This is a genomic window from Fusicatenibacter sp., assembly GCF_050872605.1.
GTDB lineage: Bacteria > Bacillota > Clostridia > Lachnospirales > Lachnospiraceae > Fusicatenibacter.
In genome coordinates this window covers 37,023-57,387 of the sequence record NZ_JBNMHD010000016.1, presented here as the reverse complement: position 1 = coordinate 57,387, position 20,365 = coordinate 37,023, and the positions used below count along the sequence as shown (strand labels likewise).

Annotated in this window: 19 protein-coding genes; all 19 read right to left on the bottom strand. The window is 42.2% G+C overall.

The annotated features are described in order from the left end of the window. Positions 1 to 184: 184 nt before the first annotated feature. Positions 185 to 1,570, bottom strand: a complete 1,386-nt coding sequence (glmM, locus tag ACY2VT_RS06830) for a phosphoglucosamine mutase (protein ID WP_461879369.1) — start codon at positions 1,568 to 1,570, stop codon at positions 185 to 187. A gap of 6 nt (positions 1,571 to 1,576) precedes the next feature. Beyond that, a complete protein-coding gene (locus tag ACY2VT_RS06825) occupies positions 1,577 to 2,593 on the bottom strand; it encodes an NAD-dependent epimerase/dehydratase family protein (RefSeq protein ID WP_461879368.1) in 1,017 nt (338 codons plus the stop codon). Next, positions 2,578 to 3,297, bottom strand: coding sequence for an IspD/TarI family cytidylyltransferase (locus tag ACY2VT_RS06820; protein ID WP_461879367.1), 720 nt, complete (start codon positions 3,295 to 3,297; stop codon positions 2,578 to 2,580). The genes ACY2VT_RS06825 and ACY2VT_RS06820 overlap by 16 nt, the downstream gene beginning before the upstream one ends. A gap of 13 nt (positions 3,298 to 3,310) precedes the next feature. Continuing rightward, positions 3,311 to 4,516: a CDP-glycerol glycerophosphotransferase family protein gene (locus ACY2VT_RS06815; protein WP_461879366.1), complete on the bottom strand. Its 1,206-nt coding sequence runs from the start codon at positions 4,514 to 4,516 to the stop codon at positions 3,311 to 3,313. A 4-nt stretch (positions 4,517 to 4,520) separates the two neighbouring features. Continuing rightward, positions 4,521 to 5,966 carry a lipopolysaccharide biosynthesis protein gene (locus tag ACY2VT_RS06810; RefSeq protein ID WP_461879365.1) on the bottom strand — a complete coding sequence of 482 codons (1,446 nt, stop codon included), beginning with the start codon at positions 5,964 to 5,966 and terminating at the stop codon, positions 4,521 to 4,523. 2 nt (positions 5,967 to 5,968) lie between these two features. Beyond that, positions 5,969 to 6,472: an acyltransferase gene (locus tag ACY2VT_RS06805; RefSeq protein WP_461879364.1), complete on the bottom strand. Its 504-nt coding sequence runs from the start codon at positions 6,470 to 6,472 to the stop codon at positions 5,969 to 5,971. Further along, complete coding sequence (locus ACY2VT_RS06800; RefSeq protein ID WP_461879363.1) at positions 6,435 to 7,730, bottom strand: O-antigen ligase family protein; 1,296 nt, start codon at positions 7,728 to 7,730, stop codon at positions 6,435 to 6,437. The genes ACY2VT_RS06805 and ACY2VT_RS06800 overlap by 38 nt, the downstream gene beginning before the upstream one ends. Then, the gene (locus ACY2VT_RS06795; protein WP_461879362.1) at positions 7,634 to 8,365 is read right to left on the bottom strand and encodes a glycosyltransferase family 32 protein; all 732 of its coding nucleotides are present in this window, start codon (positions 8,363 to 8,365) and stop codon (positions 7,634 to 7,636) included. The genes ACY2VT_RS06800 and ACY2VT_RS06795 overlap by 97 nt, the downstream gene beginning before the upstream one ends. A gap of 23 nt (positions 8,366 to 8,388) precedes the next feature. Beyond that, the gene (locus ACY2VT_RS06790) at positions 8,389 to 8,925 is read right to left on the bottom strand and encodes an acyltransferase (protein WP_461879361.1); all 537 of its coding nucleotides are present in this window, start codon (positions 8,923 to 8,925) and stop codon (positions 8,389 to 8,391) included. Between the two features lie 125 nt (positions 8,926 to 9,050). After that, positions 9,051 to 9,653, bottom strand: coding sequence for a DUF1919 domain-containing protein (locus tag ACY2VT_RS06785; protein WP_461879360.1), 603 nt, complete (start codon positions 9,651 to 9,653; stop codon positions 9,051 to 9,053). A 24-nt stretch (positions 9,654 to 9,677) separates the two neighbouring features. Continuing rightward, entirely contained in the window at positions 9,678 to 10,775 is a 1,098-nt protein-coding gene (locus tag ACY2VT_RS06780) for a glycosyltransferase family 1 protein (RefSeq protein ID WP_461879359.1), read from the bottom strand. 63 nt (positions 10,776 to 10,838) lie between these two features. Further along, a complete protein-coding gene (locus tag ACY2VT_RS06775) occupies positions 10,839 to 11,336 on the bottom strand; it encodes a glycosyltransferase (protein WP_461879358.1) in 498 nt (165 codons plus the stop codon). A 16-nt stretch (positions 11,337 to 11,352) separates the two neighbouring features. Beyond that, positions 11,353 to 11,802 (bottom strand): PssD/Cps14F family polysaccharide biosynthesis glycosyltransferase, encoded by a 450-nt coding sequence (pssD, locus tag ACY2VT_RS06770; RefSeq protein WP_461879370.1) that lies wholly within the window; start codon positions 11,800 to 11,802, stop codon positions 11,353 to 11,355. Positions 11,803 to 12,064: 262 nt separating this feature from the next. Then, positions 12,065 to 12,562: a DUF1972 domain-containing protein gene (locus tag ACY2VT_RS06765; RefSeq protein WP_461879357.1), complete on the bottom strand. Its 498-nt coding sequence runs from the start codon at positions 12,560 to 12,562 to the stop codon at positions 12,065 to 12,067. 311 nt (positions 12,563 to 12,873) lie between these two features. Then, the gene (locus tag ACY2VT_RS06760; RefSeq protein ID WP_461879356.1) at positions 12,874 to 14,316 is read right to left on the bottom strand and encodes a sugar transferase; all 1,443 of its coding nucleotides are present in this window, start codon (positions 14,314 to 14,316) and stop codon (positions 12,874 to 12,876) included. A 269-nt stretch (positions 14,317 to 14,585) separates the two neighbouring features. Next, the gene (gene recO / locus ACY2VT_RS06755) at positions 14,586 to 15,329 is read right to left on the bottom strand and encodes a DNA repair protein RecO (protein WP_461879355.1); all 744 of its coding nucleotides are present in this window, start codon (positions 15,327 to 15,329) and stop codon (positions 14,586 to 14,588) included. Between the two features lie 25 nt (positions 15,330 to 15,354). Then, the gene (gene era / locus ACY2VT_RS06750) at positions 15,355 to 16,272 is read right to left on the bottom strand and encodes a GTPase Era (RefSeq protein WP_055227900.1); all 918 of its coding nucleotides are present in this window, start codon (positions 16,270 to 16,272) and stop codon (positions 15,355 to 15,357) included. Positions 16,273 to 16,292: 20 nt separating this feature from the next. Next, entirely contained in the window at positions 16,293 to 19,208 is a 2,916-nt protein-coding gene (locus ACY2VT_RS06745) for an insulinase family protein (protein WP_461879354.1), read from the bottom strand. A gap of 103 nt (positions 19,209 to 19,311) precedes the next feature. Continuing rightward, a complete protein-coding gene (locus ACY2VT_RS06740; RefSeq protein ID WP_158581007.1) occupies positions 19,312 to 20,277 on the bottom strand; it encodes an SseB family protein in 966 nt (321 codons plus the stop codon). Positions 20,278 to 20,365: the final 88 nt, after the last annotated feature.

The window sequence follows — 20,365 nt, the reverse complement described above, 5'->3', positions numbered from 1 at the left end:
TTAGTCACACTTGTGTGTGCCAATCTCATTATAGGATAAATTTATATGAATGGCTCACCTTCCGTGAAGGTGGCTCTATTCAAGCGATAGAGTGGTTCTGAATCACCGTGCAGATGGTTCTGTGCGGTCGGAATATACAACTTATACAAAACGACTCCGGACACTGCCAGAGTCGTCATTGACTTTACGCCTTATATCCCTTTTCGCCGATTACATTGACCACTTCGTCAACATACTTCTGGCAGATGTCGTGGTCAGGTGCTTCCACCATGACACGAACAACCGGCTCAGTGCCGGACTCACGTACCAGAATACGGCCGGTATCGCCCAGTGCCTCAGCAACCTTAGACACGGCTTCCTGCACAGCAGGGTCATTCTGTGCAGCCTTCTTATCGGTCACGCGAACATTCTCCAACACCTGCGGATAGATCTTCAGCGGTGCTGCCAACTCGCTCATCGGTTTCTTCTTAGCCAGCATGACTTCCATCATCTTCAGACTGGTCAGGATGCCATCGCCAGTGCTTGCGTACTTAGAGAAAATGATATGACCGCTCTGCTCACCGCCAATGCGGCAGCCGTTTTTAGCCATATATTCATAGACATACTTGTCGCCCACAGCGGTCTTAGCGTAACCGATACCCTGCTCATCAAAAGCTTTGTAGAGGCCAAAGTTGGACATAACCGTGGTGACAACGGTATTATTTAACAGCTTACCACGTTCTTTCATATAGCAGCCGTAGATATACAGAATGTGGTCACCAGTGATAACATTGCCCTTCTCGTCCACACACAAGCATCGATCAGCATCACCATCGTAGGCAAAGCCAATATCCAAGCCTTTTTCCACAACAAACTTCTGCAAACCTTCAATGTGGGTGGAGCCAGCATTCAGGTTGATGTTCAGACCATTGGGCTGGTTGTTGATAACATAGGTGTCTGCACCGAGAGCATCAAAGACAGACTTTGCAATGTTCCAGCTTGAGCCGTTGGCGCAGTCCAGACCGACCTTGACACCCTTGAAAGAGTAGATACCCAGAGAAATCAGATAACCCATATAACGATTTCGACCTGCCACATAATCCACCGTGCAGCCGATATGCTCACGGTGGGCGAAGGGCAGTTCCGGCCAATCCTTATCGAACACATGGAGCTTGCCGTCGATGTAATCCTCCACCAGCAGCAGAGTTTCCTCCGGCATTTTTTCTCCGTAGCAGTCAATCAGCTTGATACCATTGTCATAGTAAGGATTGTGACTGGCAGAAATCATGATGCCGCAGTCAAAGTCATCTACGCGTGCGATATACGCCACAGACGGGGTCGTAGTGACGTGGAGCAGATAAGCATCTGCGCCAGAAGCGGTCAGGCCAGCAACCAGGCTATACTCGAACATATAGGAACTGCGGCGAGTATCCTTGCCGATGACGATACGAGCAGGTTCGGTATCACCGTTACGCTCACAGAGCATATTATAGTACCAGCCTAAAAAGCGACCCACTTTATATGCATGGTCTGCTGTTAATGTAATTCCGGCTTCACCACGGAAGCCATCGGTTCCAAAGTATTTTGCCATACTAAACTAATCCTCATTAACAAATTGTTTTTTGATTATATAAGTTCTTTTCAATCCATCCTTAACACTGTATTGAGGTTTCCATCCAATGTTTTTTATCTTTTTGGTGTCCAGAAGTGCAAAAGTTGCTTTAGATACACTTTCATTGTTCTCTATTTCATAACGCACTTTTAAATTGGCCAATGATGCTATATATTCAGCATATTCCCCTAGTGTTAGCCCTTCATCATCATCAGAAATATTATAGGCTTGACCATCTTGTCCATCCAACAGTAATTTAAAAAGTCCGCTAACAGCATCTGCAATATAACAGTACGAATACCTTTGTTGGCCTTTACTTTTCAGAATGATATTTTCTCCATGAACTGCTTTATCCATAAATTGGCTCATAGCTTTTGTATCATGTTTTTTGTCTGCCCCAAATACTCTAGCAAATCTTGCAATTACTGCATCAACGCCAAAGGCACTTCGGTAAGACTGTGTTAATGCCTCACAAGTTCTTTTGGCTTCATTATATCCAGATCTTGCAAGGTTACAATCAATGTATCCGCAATATTTCTCATCCATAGGGACTGTCATACCTTGCCCATATATTTCCACGCTAGACGCTAAAAGGAACCGCGCCCTTTTCTCTACTGCCAATTTCAGCAAATTATCGCAGCCACATATATTTGTCATTATCGTTCCAATAGGATCGTCCGCATATTGTTTTGGATGAGTATTAGAAGCCAAATGTATGATGTAATCTATCTTTCCATCATACTGTACCGGTTGCTTAACATCCGCCCTTATACACTCAAGATATTCGCTTGATGTTCCTCCTCTTCTCGAAAGAGAAATCACCTTTGTGTTTTCGCCATATTTTTGATTTCGATATTTGATAAGCTCAATGAGAGATGTACCGATAAAGCCTGTTCCACCTGAAACCAAAATCGTTTTATCCTTAATTTTTTCCCAACTATATGGAAGCTCAGCTATTGATTTTATTTCTTCTTCCTTTAAATTCATCATTTTTTTATCCACTCGTCATTTTTTGCGCTTAATAATGCCTTGAAAATTTCAATATCCTCTACCGTTGTAATTTTTATATTTTTTTCTGAACCTTTTGAAAAATAGGTGGTATATCCATATTTCTGCATCAATGAACAAGATGCTGCCATATTAGTAACACCATCTCGAATCGCTTTATTATGAACAGTCCATAATTCATCAAACTTGTATGAATGTGGTGTCTGAGTTCTCCAAAGTTCTTCCCTGTTCAACGCCGCATTAGATTCCACACCATCTTTTGAAACGAACACAACTTCTGTAGTCGGAATCACTGTAACAGCAGAGCCAAATTTTTTTTGTTTTACGAGGTTGTCTGTAATTACATCCTGCGGTAACATAGGTCTATTACCATCATGGATTATCACCACAATATCTTTTGTTTCTTCATTATCTTCCTTAATCGCTTTCAAACCATTATAAATTGATTCCTGACCTGTCGCACCACCTATTACAATTCTTTTGAGTTTTGTGATATTAAATTGCTTTGCATATGCTTCAAGTACAGCATTCCATCCCTCTAAGCAAGACACATATATTTCATCAATACTTGGATGTTGCTGAAACGCTTCTAACGTATAGATAATAATTGGTTTATTTTCAACCGTCAAAAACTGTTTTGGAAGGTCTTGATGTGTTCTGCTGCCAATGCCACCAGCCGTTAAAACTGCAATGTTCATATACCTTGATTCCTCATTTCTTTAATCCCATATGGTTTACCAATCTTCTACATGCGTTGCCATCATCAAACTCAAATAATTTTTGTCTTAGCTTCACCCTCTTGTACTCATATTTATCTATACCTAATAATACTTCACCAACAAAATTCTTTAACTGCTCAAAGTCATTGATAATAGGCCCCGCCATCAATTCTGATGGATCATCCACAACTAATCCGTTCTTATATTCATTCAAATCAGAAAAAGTATATCCTAGTGGTTTATTCAAGAAAAGATAATCAAATGCCACGGATGAATAATCACTAATCATTGCATCCGTCTCTTTTAGAAGCTCGTAATTATCAATTCCAAGCTTCTTACACTTTGTTCCCGTTAGAAGTCGTATATTAGATTGTTCTTCAATGTGGACCGTACTCATATCCTGCATTGGATGAATTTTAATAATTAGTAGTCCATCACGCTCTTTCAAGATTTGATTTAACTTATATAATTGCTCGTTATTTTCCACAAGTGGTATTCCCAATGGCAGTTCAGCACGACTATCATTGCGCTGATACCCTCCACCTTTTCTAAAAGTAGGCATCCAGATAATTGTCTTTTTCCTGGCTGCGTCAACATTCATTTTACACAACTGCGGTTCACACGGTTTCAGAAGTTGATCATGTATAGGGAATCCTATGGAAATCATTTTGGTTTGTGGTTGCGGATTAAATTGGTTTTCTTGTATCTTTCTTGTATACTCAGACGGAATTAAAATATAATCCACACATTCTGGCACATCGATTTTTCCCTTTGAATTTTTCAGTGAAAATGCGCCGTGTGTCAAGTAATAAGATTTTTGTCCGTCCCGCACCTTTCCTGTTACAACACAATCCGCCGTGAAAAACTTTGCCATATAAATATAATAGTCTTTTAGCACATTCGGCTTATACAAGGGAAAGCAGACCACATTTGGGGGCAAGTTCTCCGGCTTTTTATTTTTGATTAACCACACAATCTTATATTTTTCATTGTAGCCATTTTCTATCAGATAACGATAAAATGCGCCGCCATTGCTATCAAAATCATTATGACTTTCAATAACAATAACGTCTTGTAATGTTCTTTTTTTAAGAAACACTTGCATAATTCTTTGAAGCATAATATCAATCTTGTACATATATATCACATCAAGTGTATGCTTCAAACCGTTTTTTTTCAGATACGAAATTACTTTCATGTCATCATTCCTTATTTTTAACAGCAAGTAACATATTCATGATTTTGTTTTTATTTACTATTGCAATAAGCACTATTATTGAAACCATTAAATATCGAATCAAAACATTTTTATATACCACAACAAGTGCAAACATCAACACTATTGTTCCTACAGAAACTGCCAGAATCAATTTTATATCGTAAATCTCACTTTCTATCTTTTTTTCACTCAACACTTTTCTATAGAACAGGTAGTGTACATAAGCCAAAAAGATATAGCAAATCAATGTCGTATAACCCGCCGCATAATATCCATATATTTTAATAAACACAAAATTCAAAATCAAATTCAATACAGCACAAATACAAGTAGCCGTTGAAATCCATTTTGTTTTTTCATAGTAATATTCAATAGTGCTGAATAATGAATACAAGAATATAAACAGAACTGAAAGTGCAATCGGGGGTATTACATAAATGGCATCCATGTACTTTTCCCCTGCAAATACATAAATCACTTCTGGTGCAAATGCCATCACACACATGCACAAACACGCTATTAAAACAACCAATCCATTTGCTACTTTTCTTATATCTTTAGTTTTTCCGTCCCTAATTGATTTGTAAATATATGGCGTCAGTGAATTATTTATTGCTGTCATCACCAACATCATCATGCTAGAGATCGTATAGGCCACACTATAATATGCGGCCTGTGCCGTTCCAACCATTCTGCCAATCATTAAACGGTCTGATTGGTTAAGAACATAGTTCGACAAATAATGTGGAATTAGAGGAAGATTAAATCCAAGCGCATACGTCCAATATTTTTTATTATAAAATATTTTTCCGCGGCAAAATAATAGAGCCAGAAGTAATACACCAACCAAGCCTTTTGCCAGCATATCCGCATAGACACGCGCTTCTGTTTTGTACGAAGTAAGTCCTACTGCAATTATGCCACCCCCTAATGAAAGGGCTGTCATAAAGATCGTCAAAGCAACATATTTTTTATATTTGTAATCAAATCGCTGCTTTGCGCTCCATAACTCCGTTGATGGCATGAAGAACAATTCAGCAAACATTGCAATCATCAAAACAGGTGATAGTTGAAATACCTCTGTCCAAAATGAAGGAGCAATAATATAAACACCTAAAAAGACTGCTGTAATCGTAATAATCAAGCCTAGTTGGGATGATGTAAAACGCTCAACATCGTCTGCAAATAGGATAAGCCCTTTTTGATAACCGCTCAAAAAAACATTTAGAGATGTGAATATAATTAAGATCGATACCCACGATTGAAAAATCGAGAATTGTCCATATTGTTCTTCGGACATCACCCTTGTAAAAATCGGAGTAGACAGCAATGCTATTCCTTTATTTATGACATTGCAAATGGTGTACCACAGTGATGCTTTTACGGGAGGTGAAAGTTCCTTATACTTTTCGGCTATATTTATTTTCATTTTCAATGAAATTGTCCTTCTTGTTTTAATTTCAAATAGTGTTCTTTATCTCTATATTTAAATGCAATCGCCGGATGTCCACCAGCAATTCCAAAAGGAAGTATATCTTTACATACAATCGAGCCAGCTTGCACAATAGCTCCTTCTCCAATCTTCACCCCCCCTAATACGATCACATTATTTCCCAACCACACACAATCTCCAATATAAACATCTTTATCCAGAAATGTTTCATCATAGGGAATCTTTTTTCCTTCATAATTATGAAATGATGTTATAATCTGGCAACCAACTCCAGAATGGAAATAGTTTCCTATTTCAACCTTCCCGTTTCCAGATATACCCATTCCATTAAAACTCACATGATTACCAAGATATGTATTACTCGTCACCCATGATTTTCCACCGCAATATAAACCAGCACCACATTTTGCGGCCTTTTTGCGAATACGCCAAGGATAATATTTCTTAGCAACTAGCTGTTTTACCTTTGTAATTAAACCCATTATTAATTATCTCCTCTCTATCTTTTACAAGCGTCCTCACGCTAAATATAATTGAAAGAATCATATACATATAAATATAAAGTGTCGTACTCTCAAATAACATAATAAACAGCAACGCTATTAAACTTGCATTGCACAAAACTCTATACCTTGTTATCTTAATTTTATTTATATCTTTTGCAAATCCAAGTATCATCCCCCAAAAAGAAATCATTAAAATCACTCCGCCGTCCAAAAGATTTTGAACAAGTTGATTATGTGCATAATTAAATCCTTTTGTCCAGAATGTACTCAAGAGCACACCATCTATTCCATATCCAAAAATTGGGCGAAGTTCTATCTTTTCAAGCGCGCTTTTCCACACGAAACTTCTTCCGTTAATGTCAAGATATAAAAGGAAATTAGTGTTTACAGCCGAAAAGTATACTATCAAAGCACTTAAGGCTACCATTACAATTATATAAACCTCACTAGGAAGCATTAAAACCTGTGAAAGTTTCCATTTATATATAACAAATGCAATTAAAAAAGCAATTGCCGTAAAAACTGCCGCTTCAGCGTCTGTTGTTAACATTGTATATAGTGTAATAATGAAAAGATATACAATTCTTTTTGTTCTATCATGATATAGCATCCACGAAAGCACAGATACTAATATTGCAAGGACTCCATACTGTGATACAACTTGTATATGTCCTAAAAATATAGTGTGATACAATCCATAAAAGTCTGGTTGCAACAATGTCATAACTAAGTTAATTGTAAATTCAACACACAAAACATTCACTATATTATCCAGCAACTTTTTAGGATTTCTTTTCATATTTAAAATCATAAACACGCACACACTTGGTGCTGCTAATAACTGCTGTAGCCCGCTCGACACGCTACGCCTACAAACCATCGTAATAATAATCGACAAAATAAAATATGTAGTTATTTGTAGCGCATATTTTTCAATTTTTCCTTTGAATAATTTGCTTCTAGTTCTTGAGCATTTTATCCATTGCAGCCATGTTAGAATTACCGATAACCACATAGTTGCAGAACACACTTTATGGTAAGTTTCACTTACTCCAATATATCCACGCGGAAATAAAAAGCCTATTATTATAACATATAAAAGCACAGATTGCAGTGACACTGTAAGAGATCTTTTCATCATTTTTTCTCCTGCTTGAGAAAAATCATATTCCGTATTTTCTTTATTTTTTGAACATTTTTTTCTCCTATAGTTCTTGCAATCTTTCTTTTCCACTTTTGTTTGTTACCAGCCCATGTTGCTGCATAATGATGGATTGAAACCGTGTCCTCACAAAGTAAATTCTCTGTATTACCTGTCGAAAGTGGATCAAAGAAACGTGGTGGATATACTGTTACTTCTTTTAGATAGGTAACGTCCTCATTGCTGACCTTACCAAATGAACGAATCACCTTATCATTAAGCCACGGACACGCAAATGTGTTTTTCTTCTGGTCAGAAAAAGGAATTGAATCATAGCATTCCATCATCTTCTGTACCACTGGACTTGATTTTTGGGCACCAAAACCAAGTCCAGTGTTACATAGGGATTCAGGCTGCTGAATCCCTATGTAACACTGATTTTCTAACAGAAAATCAGGTTTTTTCAGGAGTTCAACATCTGTATCTAAATAAATTCCACCGTTATCATACACTACTTTCAATCTTGCATAATCCGAAACAAACGCCCATGCTTTTGCTTCGTATGCTGCTTTCATAAACGGATGGCTATCCACATCAAAATTTGACTCATCCCATCGTTTGATTTCGTAATCTGGGCAATACTTTTCCCATGTTTTAATGCAATCCAAAACATCTTTTGGCAGTGGTTTTCCACCAAACCAGCAATAATGAATTATTTTAGGTATCATCTTATTTCCTCTATTATTTTATGTTATTTAATTCTTTTAGCCGGGACTCCTGCAACAATTGAGTGGGCCTCCACATCATTTACTACTACAGCATTTGCACCAATAACGGCACCAGATCCAATATGGACGCCCTTTGTTATCGTAACATTTGCCCCACACCAAACTCTATCCCCGATCGTAATGGGCTTTGAAACGAGTGTTTCTGTCACACCATCTTTTCCAATCTCATGGTCATGATCGATGATAACGAGATTATTGGCAAACATACAATCATTTCCAATCACAATATTCTCTGCACAAGTGAGCGAACAATTATGATTAAAGAATACATTTTCGCCAATAGTCATTTTCCCACCATCTACGGATTTTAAATAAAGCGGCCCTCTTGACATCAAAAAACGTCCAATGGTAATACGCCCATCACCTATAATTTCAGTTTTTAATGCGCCTCTAATCGAATTGATCCATGTTGCCTGAACTTTTCCATAAGTACAAACTTTAGCACACAGTATCTTCCACGCACTCAATAAGCCAGTGCAGCATTTATGAAATATCTTCATACTCCTCCATGCAAATCTGTCACAAACAAGTCTGCACGAAAGATAAACGAACTTCTCCTACAACTGGTTTATGACTGATGTAATGTTTATATATTTACTTTTTCCAAACGGTTCATAAGAAGCCATTATAGATTCATGCTTGGGGAACTGGCGAATAACTGTGTACCCCCCCCCTGAATATTTCTCCATTGCTTGCAGGTAAAGAACAACTTATTCTTATAAGGCAATTTCATAAACTCATCCACCTCCGTTTCTGTACACCCATTTTGATCATTGAATTTAATCAACAATTTATTCCAGTTAATTCTCTGAATACGCCGTTCCCACTTTTCTCTTGCTTCTTTTTCACTGTGATAATGTAAAAAGAATAGTTCAATCGTATTTATTCCATTAGATAGCACTCCTATGGGATACGAGCCAAACCTCTTATCTTCTGAAATCTGTGGCATATCTTTCCATCGAGACTTTTCTGGTTTAATAAACGTCAATTTCCCATTGACATAGCCTTTCAAGTCGGACAAAAATTCAATATAATCCTTTGCAACAAAAAACATCCCAACTGTTGGTGATTCTTTCGGAAGATTATAGCTTTCATATACCATTCCACCCCAGCAGTTATTAGATATAATTGTAAAATCTGTAACTCTTAGTTTCTTTTTTCGATAATTGGCTAATCCAAGCCTCCAGCACTTTAATACCTTCAACCGTAAACCTTCATATGTCGGCATAACCATTTTCTCCGTTCAGAAATTTCAAACTGTTTTCGTCAAGCCGAAATATATATTTCTAAGCCTTTCTGCACCAAATTCAATATCATATCCAGCTTTTCTTATGCTGCTAAAAAGCACATCCTTGCTTTTTTCTCTATCTTGCAAAGAAATATCTATAATGTTCCTTGCCCAGCTCTCAGGGCTTTCTTTGATTGATTTAAATTTCACCAATGGAGTAATTGCGCATTCTTTTGTGACTGTATCTGACACAATACATGGCAACCCGGCAATCTGCCACTCAATTACAACCATTGGAAGGCCCTCATACAAACTAGGCAAAAGCATTACATCGAAAGCTGAAAGATAATCTGCCACATTGTCTATTACGCCAGTAAAAATAACATTATCTCTAATCGTAGATTTTTTTACCAGATCTTTTATTTCGTCTATTTTCTCTCCTGTTCCTACTAACACGAGATATGTATTTCTATCTTTCTTGTAAAGTTCTTCAAAAACCTGAAGCAAATATTCATGATTCTTTTGAACGTTAAATCGTCCCACATGGCCAACCACTAAAGCGCTTTTTGGAATTTTCAATTTATTCCGATAATTTATTCTGTTTTGTGCATTATATTCGTACTTTTTTATATCGCGCCCATTAGGAATAATTACGAACTCACGATTTCCAAACATCCATTTTCCAGCTTCAGAACCACATGCAAATGCTTTTGTATAGGCCCTATTAAAAATCGGACGTAACAATTTATCGACTTCTTGATGCTCGCAGGTAGTATTATGACTATGCGCTATCCGTACTTTGCATCCTGCCAACATTGCCGCAACAAGTTCAACGCTCATAATGGCACTGCTGCCATGAACGTGAACAATATCTATTTTCTCTCTTACTAAATATCTACACAGCGAGAAAAAATATTTGACTATGTTCGTTTTTCTATACGGGATAGAAACAACTTTGCATCCACTTCTTTTTACTTTTTGAACAGCAACATCCTCTGCTTTATTTGTTGCAAGGACCCGAACATCCAAATCAGTTTTATCCATCGCCGCCATGTAGTCTGTAATACAGCTAAGTATCCCGTCCGAAAACAATCCTCCCGTTGGAATATGAAGAACTTTCACGATGTTATTCTCTCTTTCCTATTTATTTTTCATTTACTACGACTCAGCCACTATAAAATCAGCTTACTTCATAAGTTCCTCTACAATTTGCTCCAACTTTTCATTGAACCTTGCATTATTGCTATTCATTCCGTGTCCCATACCAGCGACAATCTGATCATAGTTCGTTATGATGTCTCCCAATATTTCAATATCTTCTACCGGGATGATTGTTCCCATTCTCTGAGCCACATTTCTCGCAAATTCAACCTGATGATCGTTTACATGCTCATTGAATTGATGCTGCCGCGGCACAACGATGGGTGTTTTCCCTACCTGCAATGGCATGATGAAACTTGCTGGGCCACCGTGAGTAATTACAATCCTGGCATCGGCTACATTCTTAACCATCTGCTGGTACGGAATCAATTTGCTCCACTGGCAGTATTTCGGCTCATATGTACTAAAGCCGGTTTGGATAATCACATCATCTTTGATAACCCCATCACGTTTCAATTCGTCTACTTTTTGAATCAGTCGATTAAACGGCTGCTCATGTGTTCCTACCGTCACAAAAATCATTACTTATTACCCCTACTTAGAAAATGCTTCCGAGGTTGACCGCTTTCGGATAGACCTTTTTCTGCTCTTCCCACTGCACAATAAACTTGTCAACAATGGGATAAACCATTTTTCCCGTCATCGTTGGCTTATCAATCCGATCAAAGACCTCAATATAAATCAGCTTTGCGCCCATCGTCTTTCCAATGTAGAAGAATGGAACCGCAACCGCTGCACCGCAGGAAATAATCAAATCAGGCTTTTCCTTATGCAGCACATCCCACGCAATTTTTGTATTTTTGATGAGTGCCTTAATACTACGGTTTGTCGGGAAGTAACAAGGGTATACCTTTTCTCCCTCTAAAAGGCTTCTTGCATCTTCCTTATCAAAGGTCACCCAAAAGCGATTTTTGTCTTTCCAAAATGGCTTTAGCATATAAAGGTGGGTCAAATGACCACCAGATGACCCCACAAGGCAAACTTTCATATTTTTCTCTATTACACTTTTTGTTTTCATTCAAATTCTCCCCCCGGTATGTTGTTCTTCATTGCACGACAACAAGCCTGTATACAGATCACCGCAGCAATCTATACGCAGGCTTGCCTTCGTACCTCCTTATTCTGTTTTCTGCTCTATCAGCTTTCGCTGTGGTGGGTTAAGTATAGAGCGCAACCAGAAGCCATTAGCACCTGAAATCACGCTGGTTATAACGCACCATGACAGGCAGAAACAGGTTGAGGTGAAAAGGTCAAGCCGCGTAAACCCGCATGAAATCAGGCTTTTCTCTGGTTGTCCATATTATTTCACACTCCCCATCCGGGTTCAGATACACCTTGCCACCCAGCTTATGAATTTTTCTGTAAAAATGCCCCGCAAATGGTCCAATACGGCAGGCCATAATATAAACAATTGGGTGATTGATATGATTTTTTTTGATGTGTTCACAACAAGCATGCAGAGCTGCTACATCATAATAAATCGCCTGTGCAGGTCCGATCTGAGGGACATCGATCTTAAAGCAGTGTGCATTATGGAGTTCAAACTCATGATCGTTAATTTTGGTCACACCCTCAAATTTGTTTTCATCCATGCAGCCATCACCATTGGCTTTGCATGCAACATGATATTTAATATTTTCTTTGTTCTGATGGTACTCTGTAAGCTTGAATACAAAGGTTTCGTAACCGCCGTAAGCTCCAAGGGATTTTGCGCCTACTAAATAAACATGCTGTACTTCTTTTTTCATATCTTCTCCAGTTCATTTCTATATTTTTTCAAAACTAATCAAACTTAACATTGTTTTCAAATATTAGTATTGATTAATCCTGAAATTCGATTATCCTGAAAAAATTCCAAATAATTGTTATTATTTGGACTTTTCCTCTCCACACCGAGACAGTCTCTCCTCTTGCCCTCTTCAAGAGCAGTGTTACTATGTTTCTCTTCATAAATCTTTCGACTTATTCCATCTTTTATCTTCCTAATCGCAACATTTCCGCAATTTTTCAGCACAGTATCCAATTCTGAATGATTTTCAAAGTCCGATTCCGTATCTTTTTACATAGACCCCTTCTGACCTAATACAATCAGTACAGTCTTAAACAGAATCCTGATATCCAGCATAAATGACCATTCCGAGATATACTTCGTATCCAGTTTTACAACTTCTTCGAAGTCCGTAATCTCGCTTCGTCCGCTTACCTGCCACATACCAGTCAGTCCTGGCTTGATTGCCAGTCTTGCTCTGTGATGGAGCTCATATTTCTCCCACTCGTCTACTGTCGGCGGACGGGTTCCTACGAGGCTCATGTCACCTTTTAACACATTGAAGAACTGCGGGAACTCATCCAGCGAGGTTTTGCGGATAAAGTTTCCGATTCCTTTGCCAGGTCCTTTTTCGCTTCCGATGACACGCGGGTCATTCTCCATTTTGAACATCAGACCATCGCTGACGCGGTTTTGTTTCATCAGTTCTTTTTTCCGCTCTCCCGCATCCATGTACATGCTGCGGAATTTGTAAATCTTGAATTTTCTTCCGTTCTTTCCGACACGGTACTGTGAAAAGAAGATCGGGCCCGGAGACTTGATATAAATCGCCGGGGCAACGAACAGGAAGATGATTCCGGTCAGAATACATCCGGCAAGACCGCCGCAGATGTCCATGATTCGTTTCAGCACAAGCTGTCCTGCGCTTGCCATGTTGATGCAGGTGGTGACCACGGTATAGTTGCCCATGCGCTCTACAGTCTGATTTTTTCCCTGCATTTCATTCACATCCGCAATTTTCACATGGATCGTAATTCCCATCTCAGCGAATGCGTCGAATACTTTCTGCGGAATTTCTCTGCCTTCCGGCAGAACGATCAGCACTTCGTCGAACCACTCACGGCAGACATACTCAGCTGCGTCTGCAAGATTTGATACCACCGGTACGCCGTGGATTTTGTGTCCGGTCCTGTCCTGGTCTACGAGAACAACGCCGGTCGGACGAACGCCGATGTAATCGAAGTCCAGCATGCTCTTTACAACGGACTGTGACTGTTTTTCGGTCGTGATAATCAGAAGCGAACGGCCGCTGTGTTCTCCGCTGCTGCGTTTCTTCAAAACGACTTTCCAGCCAGTGCGCACCAGATAGGAAAACATTCCGTACAGAACACCGGTCAGCATAATGGTTGCTCTGGAGAACTGGTCTCCCGCCTGAATCAGGAACAGGTAGAATACACCAAGAACGATGATGTATACCATATTTTTTGCGGTCATTCCGATTTCCACGAGGTATCCGCGCTTCATGACGTTTTTGAAAGAATCGTCAAAAAACATGATCATCAGCTGGATCAGAGCGAATACGATAGCCTCATTTCGGTAAATTGGGCTTCCATATGGATTAAAACTGTGATGTCTCAGAAAATAGCCCATAACGAAAGCGAGCTGAAAGCAGATAATATCAAGAACCATAAAATCCAGATGCTTCAGCCATCCTGTGGATGATTTTTTGTACATACCTTTCTCCCCTGTCGTATTTCTTTTTTCCGTATCCGTAACATTTTCTTATTACACATAGTTTTACTGCTTTTTCGCATTACCAGTTTTACTAAAATCTCTTTCTGGCGCTATGCATCTCATTTGTATATTTATAACTTCTGCAACGAATACCAAACCGTTTTTTCTTTAATCTCAAATATTCTATCCCACTTCTACTTATTTGTAAAGGTGTGGACCGCTTCTTGGACATACTTTTTTCACATTTTTGTAAGATATTTCATTTTCTATTACTTCATCAGATCCAATATTTGCAGCGTTTTCATTTTTTTCTCGACATACCGATGCAGATACGCCCGCAGTAACCGCTCCAGTTCATCCAGGATCTCTTCATTCACCGTAAACCCATACAGCTTTTCCAGTGGCGCCGCAATGATATAGCGGCATGCCAGCACGGTGCCCGGCTGCAGCGTCCATGGATCTTTGATTGTCTTTCCGCAGTTTTGGCAGTAGATGGCGCTGTCGCGCAGGGAGAAAACGGTCAGATTCTCTTTCGTGCCGCACTCCATGCAGGAGAACATCTGCGGTGCTTCTCCGCTGATCGTGATCGTCCGCAGTTCGAAGATGCACCGGATCAGGCGGAGGTCCTGTTTTCCGCGGCGGATGGCGTTCATCGTCACGTACAGTAGGTTCAGCATCTGGGTTTCATCGTTTCCTTCCTGACCGAAATATTCGGCCAGTTCCAGAAAATAAAAACCGTAGTAGACGCCGGGCTGCATCTGCGCCAGGTCAAGAAAGTATTCTTTGATGTTTGCACCGGAGAGAGTGTAGCTGTCGCGGCCTTCGTAGACCTGAAACTCGCCGAAGACGAACGGATTGGAAACGGCCATCAGCGGGCTTTTCATGCGGCGGGCACCGCGCGCGAAGGCAGTGATTTTGCCGAGCTCCCGGGTCAGGATCACGACGCGCTTGTCATACTCTCCGACCGGGGAGGCGGATAATACCATTCCGCTTACATTGATTGGTTCTCGCATGTTTCTTCCTTATTATAATGCAATATTATAAATCGAGTTTCTTTTTATCATATCCGAAGTTCTTCACAAGGAAATCGCTGTCGCGCCAGTCTTTTTTGACTTTGACCCAGAGTTTCAGATTGACTTTCTGCTCCAGCATCTGCTCCAGCTCATACCGCGCATTGCTTCCAATCTTCTTGAGCATCGCGCCCTGTTTTCCGATGATGATGCCCTTGTGGGAATCGCGCTCGCAGATGATGGTCGCATCGATATCAACGATTTTTCCGTTCGGGCGGTCTTTCATCTGATCGATCACAACGGCGATGCCATGCGGAATCTCTTCGTTTAAGGCGTACAGTGCTTTCTCGCGGATGATCTCAGCCACGATCTGGCGCATCGGCTGATCAGTGATGGTGTCCTCATCGTAGAACTGCGGGCCGTACGGCAGGTATTTGAAGATGCTCGGAATGATGTCATCGGTATTCTGATGGCGGAGTGCCGAGCACGGAATGATCTCGGCAAACTGGAACAGCTTGCGGTACGTGTCGATGAATTCCAGGATTTTGTCTTTCTCCACGGTATCGGTCTTGTTGATAATGAGGATGACCGGCGCATTGACTTTCTCCAGGATCTCTGCGATATGGCGCTCTCCTGCTCCGATGAAGTTGCTCGGCTCTACGAGCCAGAGAATCACATCGACTTCTTTTAACGTTTTCTCGGCTACATCGACCATGTACTCGCCGAGCTTATTTTTCGCCTTGTGGATACCCGGTGTGTCGAGGAACACGATCTGTCCCTCGTCACACGTATAAACGGTCTGGATGCGGTTGCGGGTGGTCTGCGGTTTCTTGGATGTGATCGCAATCTTCTGTCCGATCAGGTGGTTCATCAGCGTGGATTTTCCCACGTTCGGACGGCCGATCAGGGCTACAAAGCCGGATTTATAATTTGCATTGTTTTCCATTGCTGTTTTGTTCTCCTAACTTATAAGTTCTCTACGTTCTTGAACAGTTCTTTCTCTTTCTGAATGGCTGCTTCGCTTCCGACAACGCAGATGTTGTTCTGTTTTAAGGCTGCATCTACAAGGTCTGCCAGTGCATGAATGTCATCCAGGGTTGCATCGAGGATCTGGTCTCTCTCCTGCTGGAAATCGGCTTCGGTGATGCCGTTGAACCATGCGCTCTCGGAGGTCTGGCCTTTTGCGGACGGGTTCATCGGGACGTCGAGTTCGCTGATTGTTCCGATGATGTATTTGGTCATCTGGCGCTCGTCTGCTTCGAAATTGCGCACGTAATCGCCGATACCGCGGTATACTTCAAGGGTTCTTCCGACGTTCGGGTCACGGTAGGAAGAAATGCACGCGTTTCCGCCTCTTCCGAAAGCTCCGCCGCAGCCATAAGCGCCGCCTTTGACACGGATGTTGATCCACAGATAGTCATAGCTCAGCATGACACGCAGGATGCGCAGGGCTCCTGTGTAGTCGTAGCCTTCGCGCTCGAAGTTTCCACAGAGTGCCACGTACTGTACCTGGCCGGAGGTCTGGAAGGCTTCGTTTTTCTGTTCAAAGTCATACACAATGCTGCCCGGCTCCACTTCGTCGGTGTACAGATTCTCTTTGAATGCTGCGATTTTTTCTTCCAGCGGTGCGTAGCCTGTCTCGTCTGCGGTATAGGAGACGGTCAGATTCTCTTTGCGGAAGATGTATTTCATCAGGGTCTGCAGATTTTTAATCAGTTCTGCTTTTTTCTCATTGAAGTTCTCGTCCAGATCTTTTAAGAGCTGGTAAAAGCCGATGCCTGCGATGCGGTCCTGGAAATTGCTCATCGGGGAGTAATAGGAAGCTGCACGCATCACAGCCGTTGCATTTCCGGCGGAAGACAGGCGGTTCTGCAGGCCGGATTTCATGCTGGAGATGATCTCGTGAAGACGTTTCTCATCATCCAGGCGGGAGGTGTTCAGGATTTCCTTGATCATTTTCATGACGAAATCCAGTTTGTCGTACAGGAATTTCGCGCGGATGCCGAACATTCTGCGGCAGTCGTCATCATTTTCCGGAATGCGGAATACCTGCAGTCCGCAGTTGATGCCGCCGGTCTGTGCATTGATCTCGTTGAACAGTTCGCCATAGGTGTAGTGTTCGGTGTCCACATAGCCGAGAACGGATTTCAAGACACCCATGTACGGGATCAGATCGTTCGGCACATTTTTCGTATCAAACAGCAGGTTTAAGTAACCGATGCCGTTCGTGAATACGTTGTGATGAAGCACAGTCGTTCCATCGACTTCATGCTCGTCATTGTAAAGTTTGATAGACTCACGTTTGATATCGCTTCGCTTCAGGAGCGGAATCGTCTCGAGTGCTTCCTCGCTCTCCTCTTCTTCCTGATATGCTGCCAGCTCTTTGGTGTCAGCAATGATTTTCTCGATCTCTTCTTTTGACAGGCTCTCTTTGTATTTCTGCAGTTTTTCTGCGGTCTTTGCATCATTTTCTGCGGCAAGACCGGTCTTCGGAACGAGGGTCACGATGGAGGCATGGGTGTTGTCCAGCAGATACGTCTGGATCAGGTTTTCGAAATAGCCTTCTTTTGCCAGTTTTTTCAGCTCATCGTAGATCGCAAGCTGCTGCAGGTAGGCGAACGGTTTGTTCTCGTCGTACAGCCAGCTGTCGAAGACGTCAATGCCGTACATCAGGCCCTTCGGGAAGCTGGAGAAGTCCGCCTCACGGAAACGGAATTCGAAATAGTTGATGCCTGCCTCGAGGGCTTTCTGATCCATGCCGTTTTTCACGATATCCTCGAGGGTGCCGCGGATGATGGACAGGAATTTTTCTTTCTCGTTTTCATCGGCGTTTTTGGCTACGATGGAAAAGAATGGCTGTAAGATGCCGTCCTCGTAGGAGCCGTAAACGTCTTTTCCGATGTGTGCGTCAAGGAGTGCCTGTTTGACTGGGGCTCCCGGTGCGTCAAGGAGTGCATACTCCAGAACGGAAAATGCTACGTTCAATTTTACATCCAGACCGCTGCCGATGACCATGTTGTAGGACAGGTACGCATTGTTTTCAAGTGGATCGCCGTCGAGCACCGGATACTCGTGTACAATATCGAGGGTCTCTGCAAATGGTTTCTGGTACGGAATTTCGGATTTTACTTCTTTTGCCTCAAAATGGGACAGGTATTTTTCATCCATCCACGCCAGTTTTTCTTCCATGTCCATGTTTCCGTACAGGTAGATGTAGCTGTTGGACGGATGGTAATAGGTCTGATGGAATTTCAGGAAGTTTTCGTAGGTCAGGTCCGGGATGCAGGACGGGTCTCCGCCGGATTCTACGCCGTACGGGGTGTCCGGGAACAGGGTATTGAAGGTTTCACGCTCCAGGACATCGTCTGCGGAGGAGAAGGCTCCTTTCATTTCATTGTATACCACACCGTTGTAGGTCAGCGGGCCGTCTTCGCTTTCCAGATGGTAGCTCCAGCCTTCCTGACGGAAGATTTCGTCGTGTTTGTAAATGTTCGGGTAGAATACGGCATCCATGTAGACATGCATCAGGTTCTGGAAATCGGCATCGTTGGTGCTGGCTACCGGGTACATGGTTTTGTCCGGGTAGGTCATGGCATTTAAGAAGGTGTTCAGGGATCCTTTGACGAGTTCTACGAAGGGATCCTTTAACGGGAATTCGCGGGAGCCGCAGAGGACGCTGTGCTCGAGGATGTGGGCTACGCCGGTGCTGTCGGCCGGCGGGGTACGGAACGCAATGTTGAAGACTTTGTTGTCATCTTCGGTTTCGAGAAGGAGCACGCGGGCACCGCTCTTGTTGTGGCGGAGGAGGTAGCCGTGTGCATGGATATCGTCAATCTGCTGTTCCTGCAGCAGGGTATAGGCTTTGCAATGTTCTGCGTTCATTTTTGTATATCCTTTCTTGTTTTTCTTTATTATTTCCGGTTTTATGCAGTCAAAAACGGACCGCAGTGCCCGTTTGCTGGGATTTTCTGCGGCCCTGTCGGTTTTATTCTTCGTTGTCGGTTTCTGCTGCGGTGTTCTCTGTCTCGTCGACGTGTTCTTTTACTTCGTCGTTTGCAGCGTTGTTCTGTGCATTTTTCTGTGCCTGTGCTGCAGCGGCCTGTGCCATCATTGCCTCAAGGTTCGGTCGGACGCTCTGTGCCTGGGCTCCCATGATTCTCTGGAGCTGTTCTCTGGTCAACAGAAGGTTGAAGCCGGACGGGTTGATGACGAAGCCTTTGGCCTGTTTCATCAGGTACGGCAGAAGGTGCTGGAACGGGATGGCTGCCAGACGGAGTTTTGCCTGCGGATCCGGACGGAATTTCTGGAATTCACCGATATCGGAAAACAGCGGCTGGAAGATGTCTTCGTTCTGGTTTTTGATGTACGGGATGCGCACGTCTGGTCCCGGGTTGGCCGGATCGAATTCGCCCTGTACCTGGGAGATGTCGATGGCAAGGATGAATTTGCTTCTCATCAGGTTGACAAGCATTTCTTCTTCGAGTTCACGCAGGTGCTGCATGCGCTCGGCATCGTCTCTTCTCTGGTTTGGTTTTCTGAGTTCCTGCAGAAAGTATACGACGGTGAGCTGTACGCCCGGGTTCAGAACCGGGAGGTGCTGTTTGTTCATTTTCTCCATGTCTGGTTTCGGGAAGATCTGCTCGAGCTCGATGCGGCGGGTCTGGTCGCCTTCGTGGAAGATGACCATGTTGACGCCTTCGGCGTAGAGGCCCATATAGAAGTTCGGCATCTGCTTGCGCAGGACTTTTACGGTGAGCAGCGGGGTGTTCTTTTCTACATAGGATTTTGCAAACTCCTTGGCTGCTTCTTCTTCGGTAAACATGTATACCTGATCATCAAAGGTTTCCGGATCGCACTCTACGTATGGGAGTTTTGTGATCTGGGAAAAGGTCACATAGATGATTTCCATGCTCTGGAATTTCTTCATGGTGAAGCTGTTGTCTACTGTCATTTGTGGTTGAGTCCTTTCTTCGCTCTTAGAGGACGGTTTATCCTCAAAATATCTATGTGGTATTATATCATACTTTTGATGGGTTGCC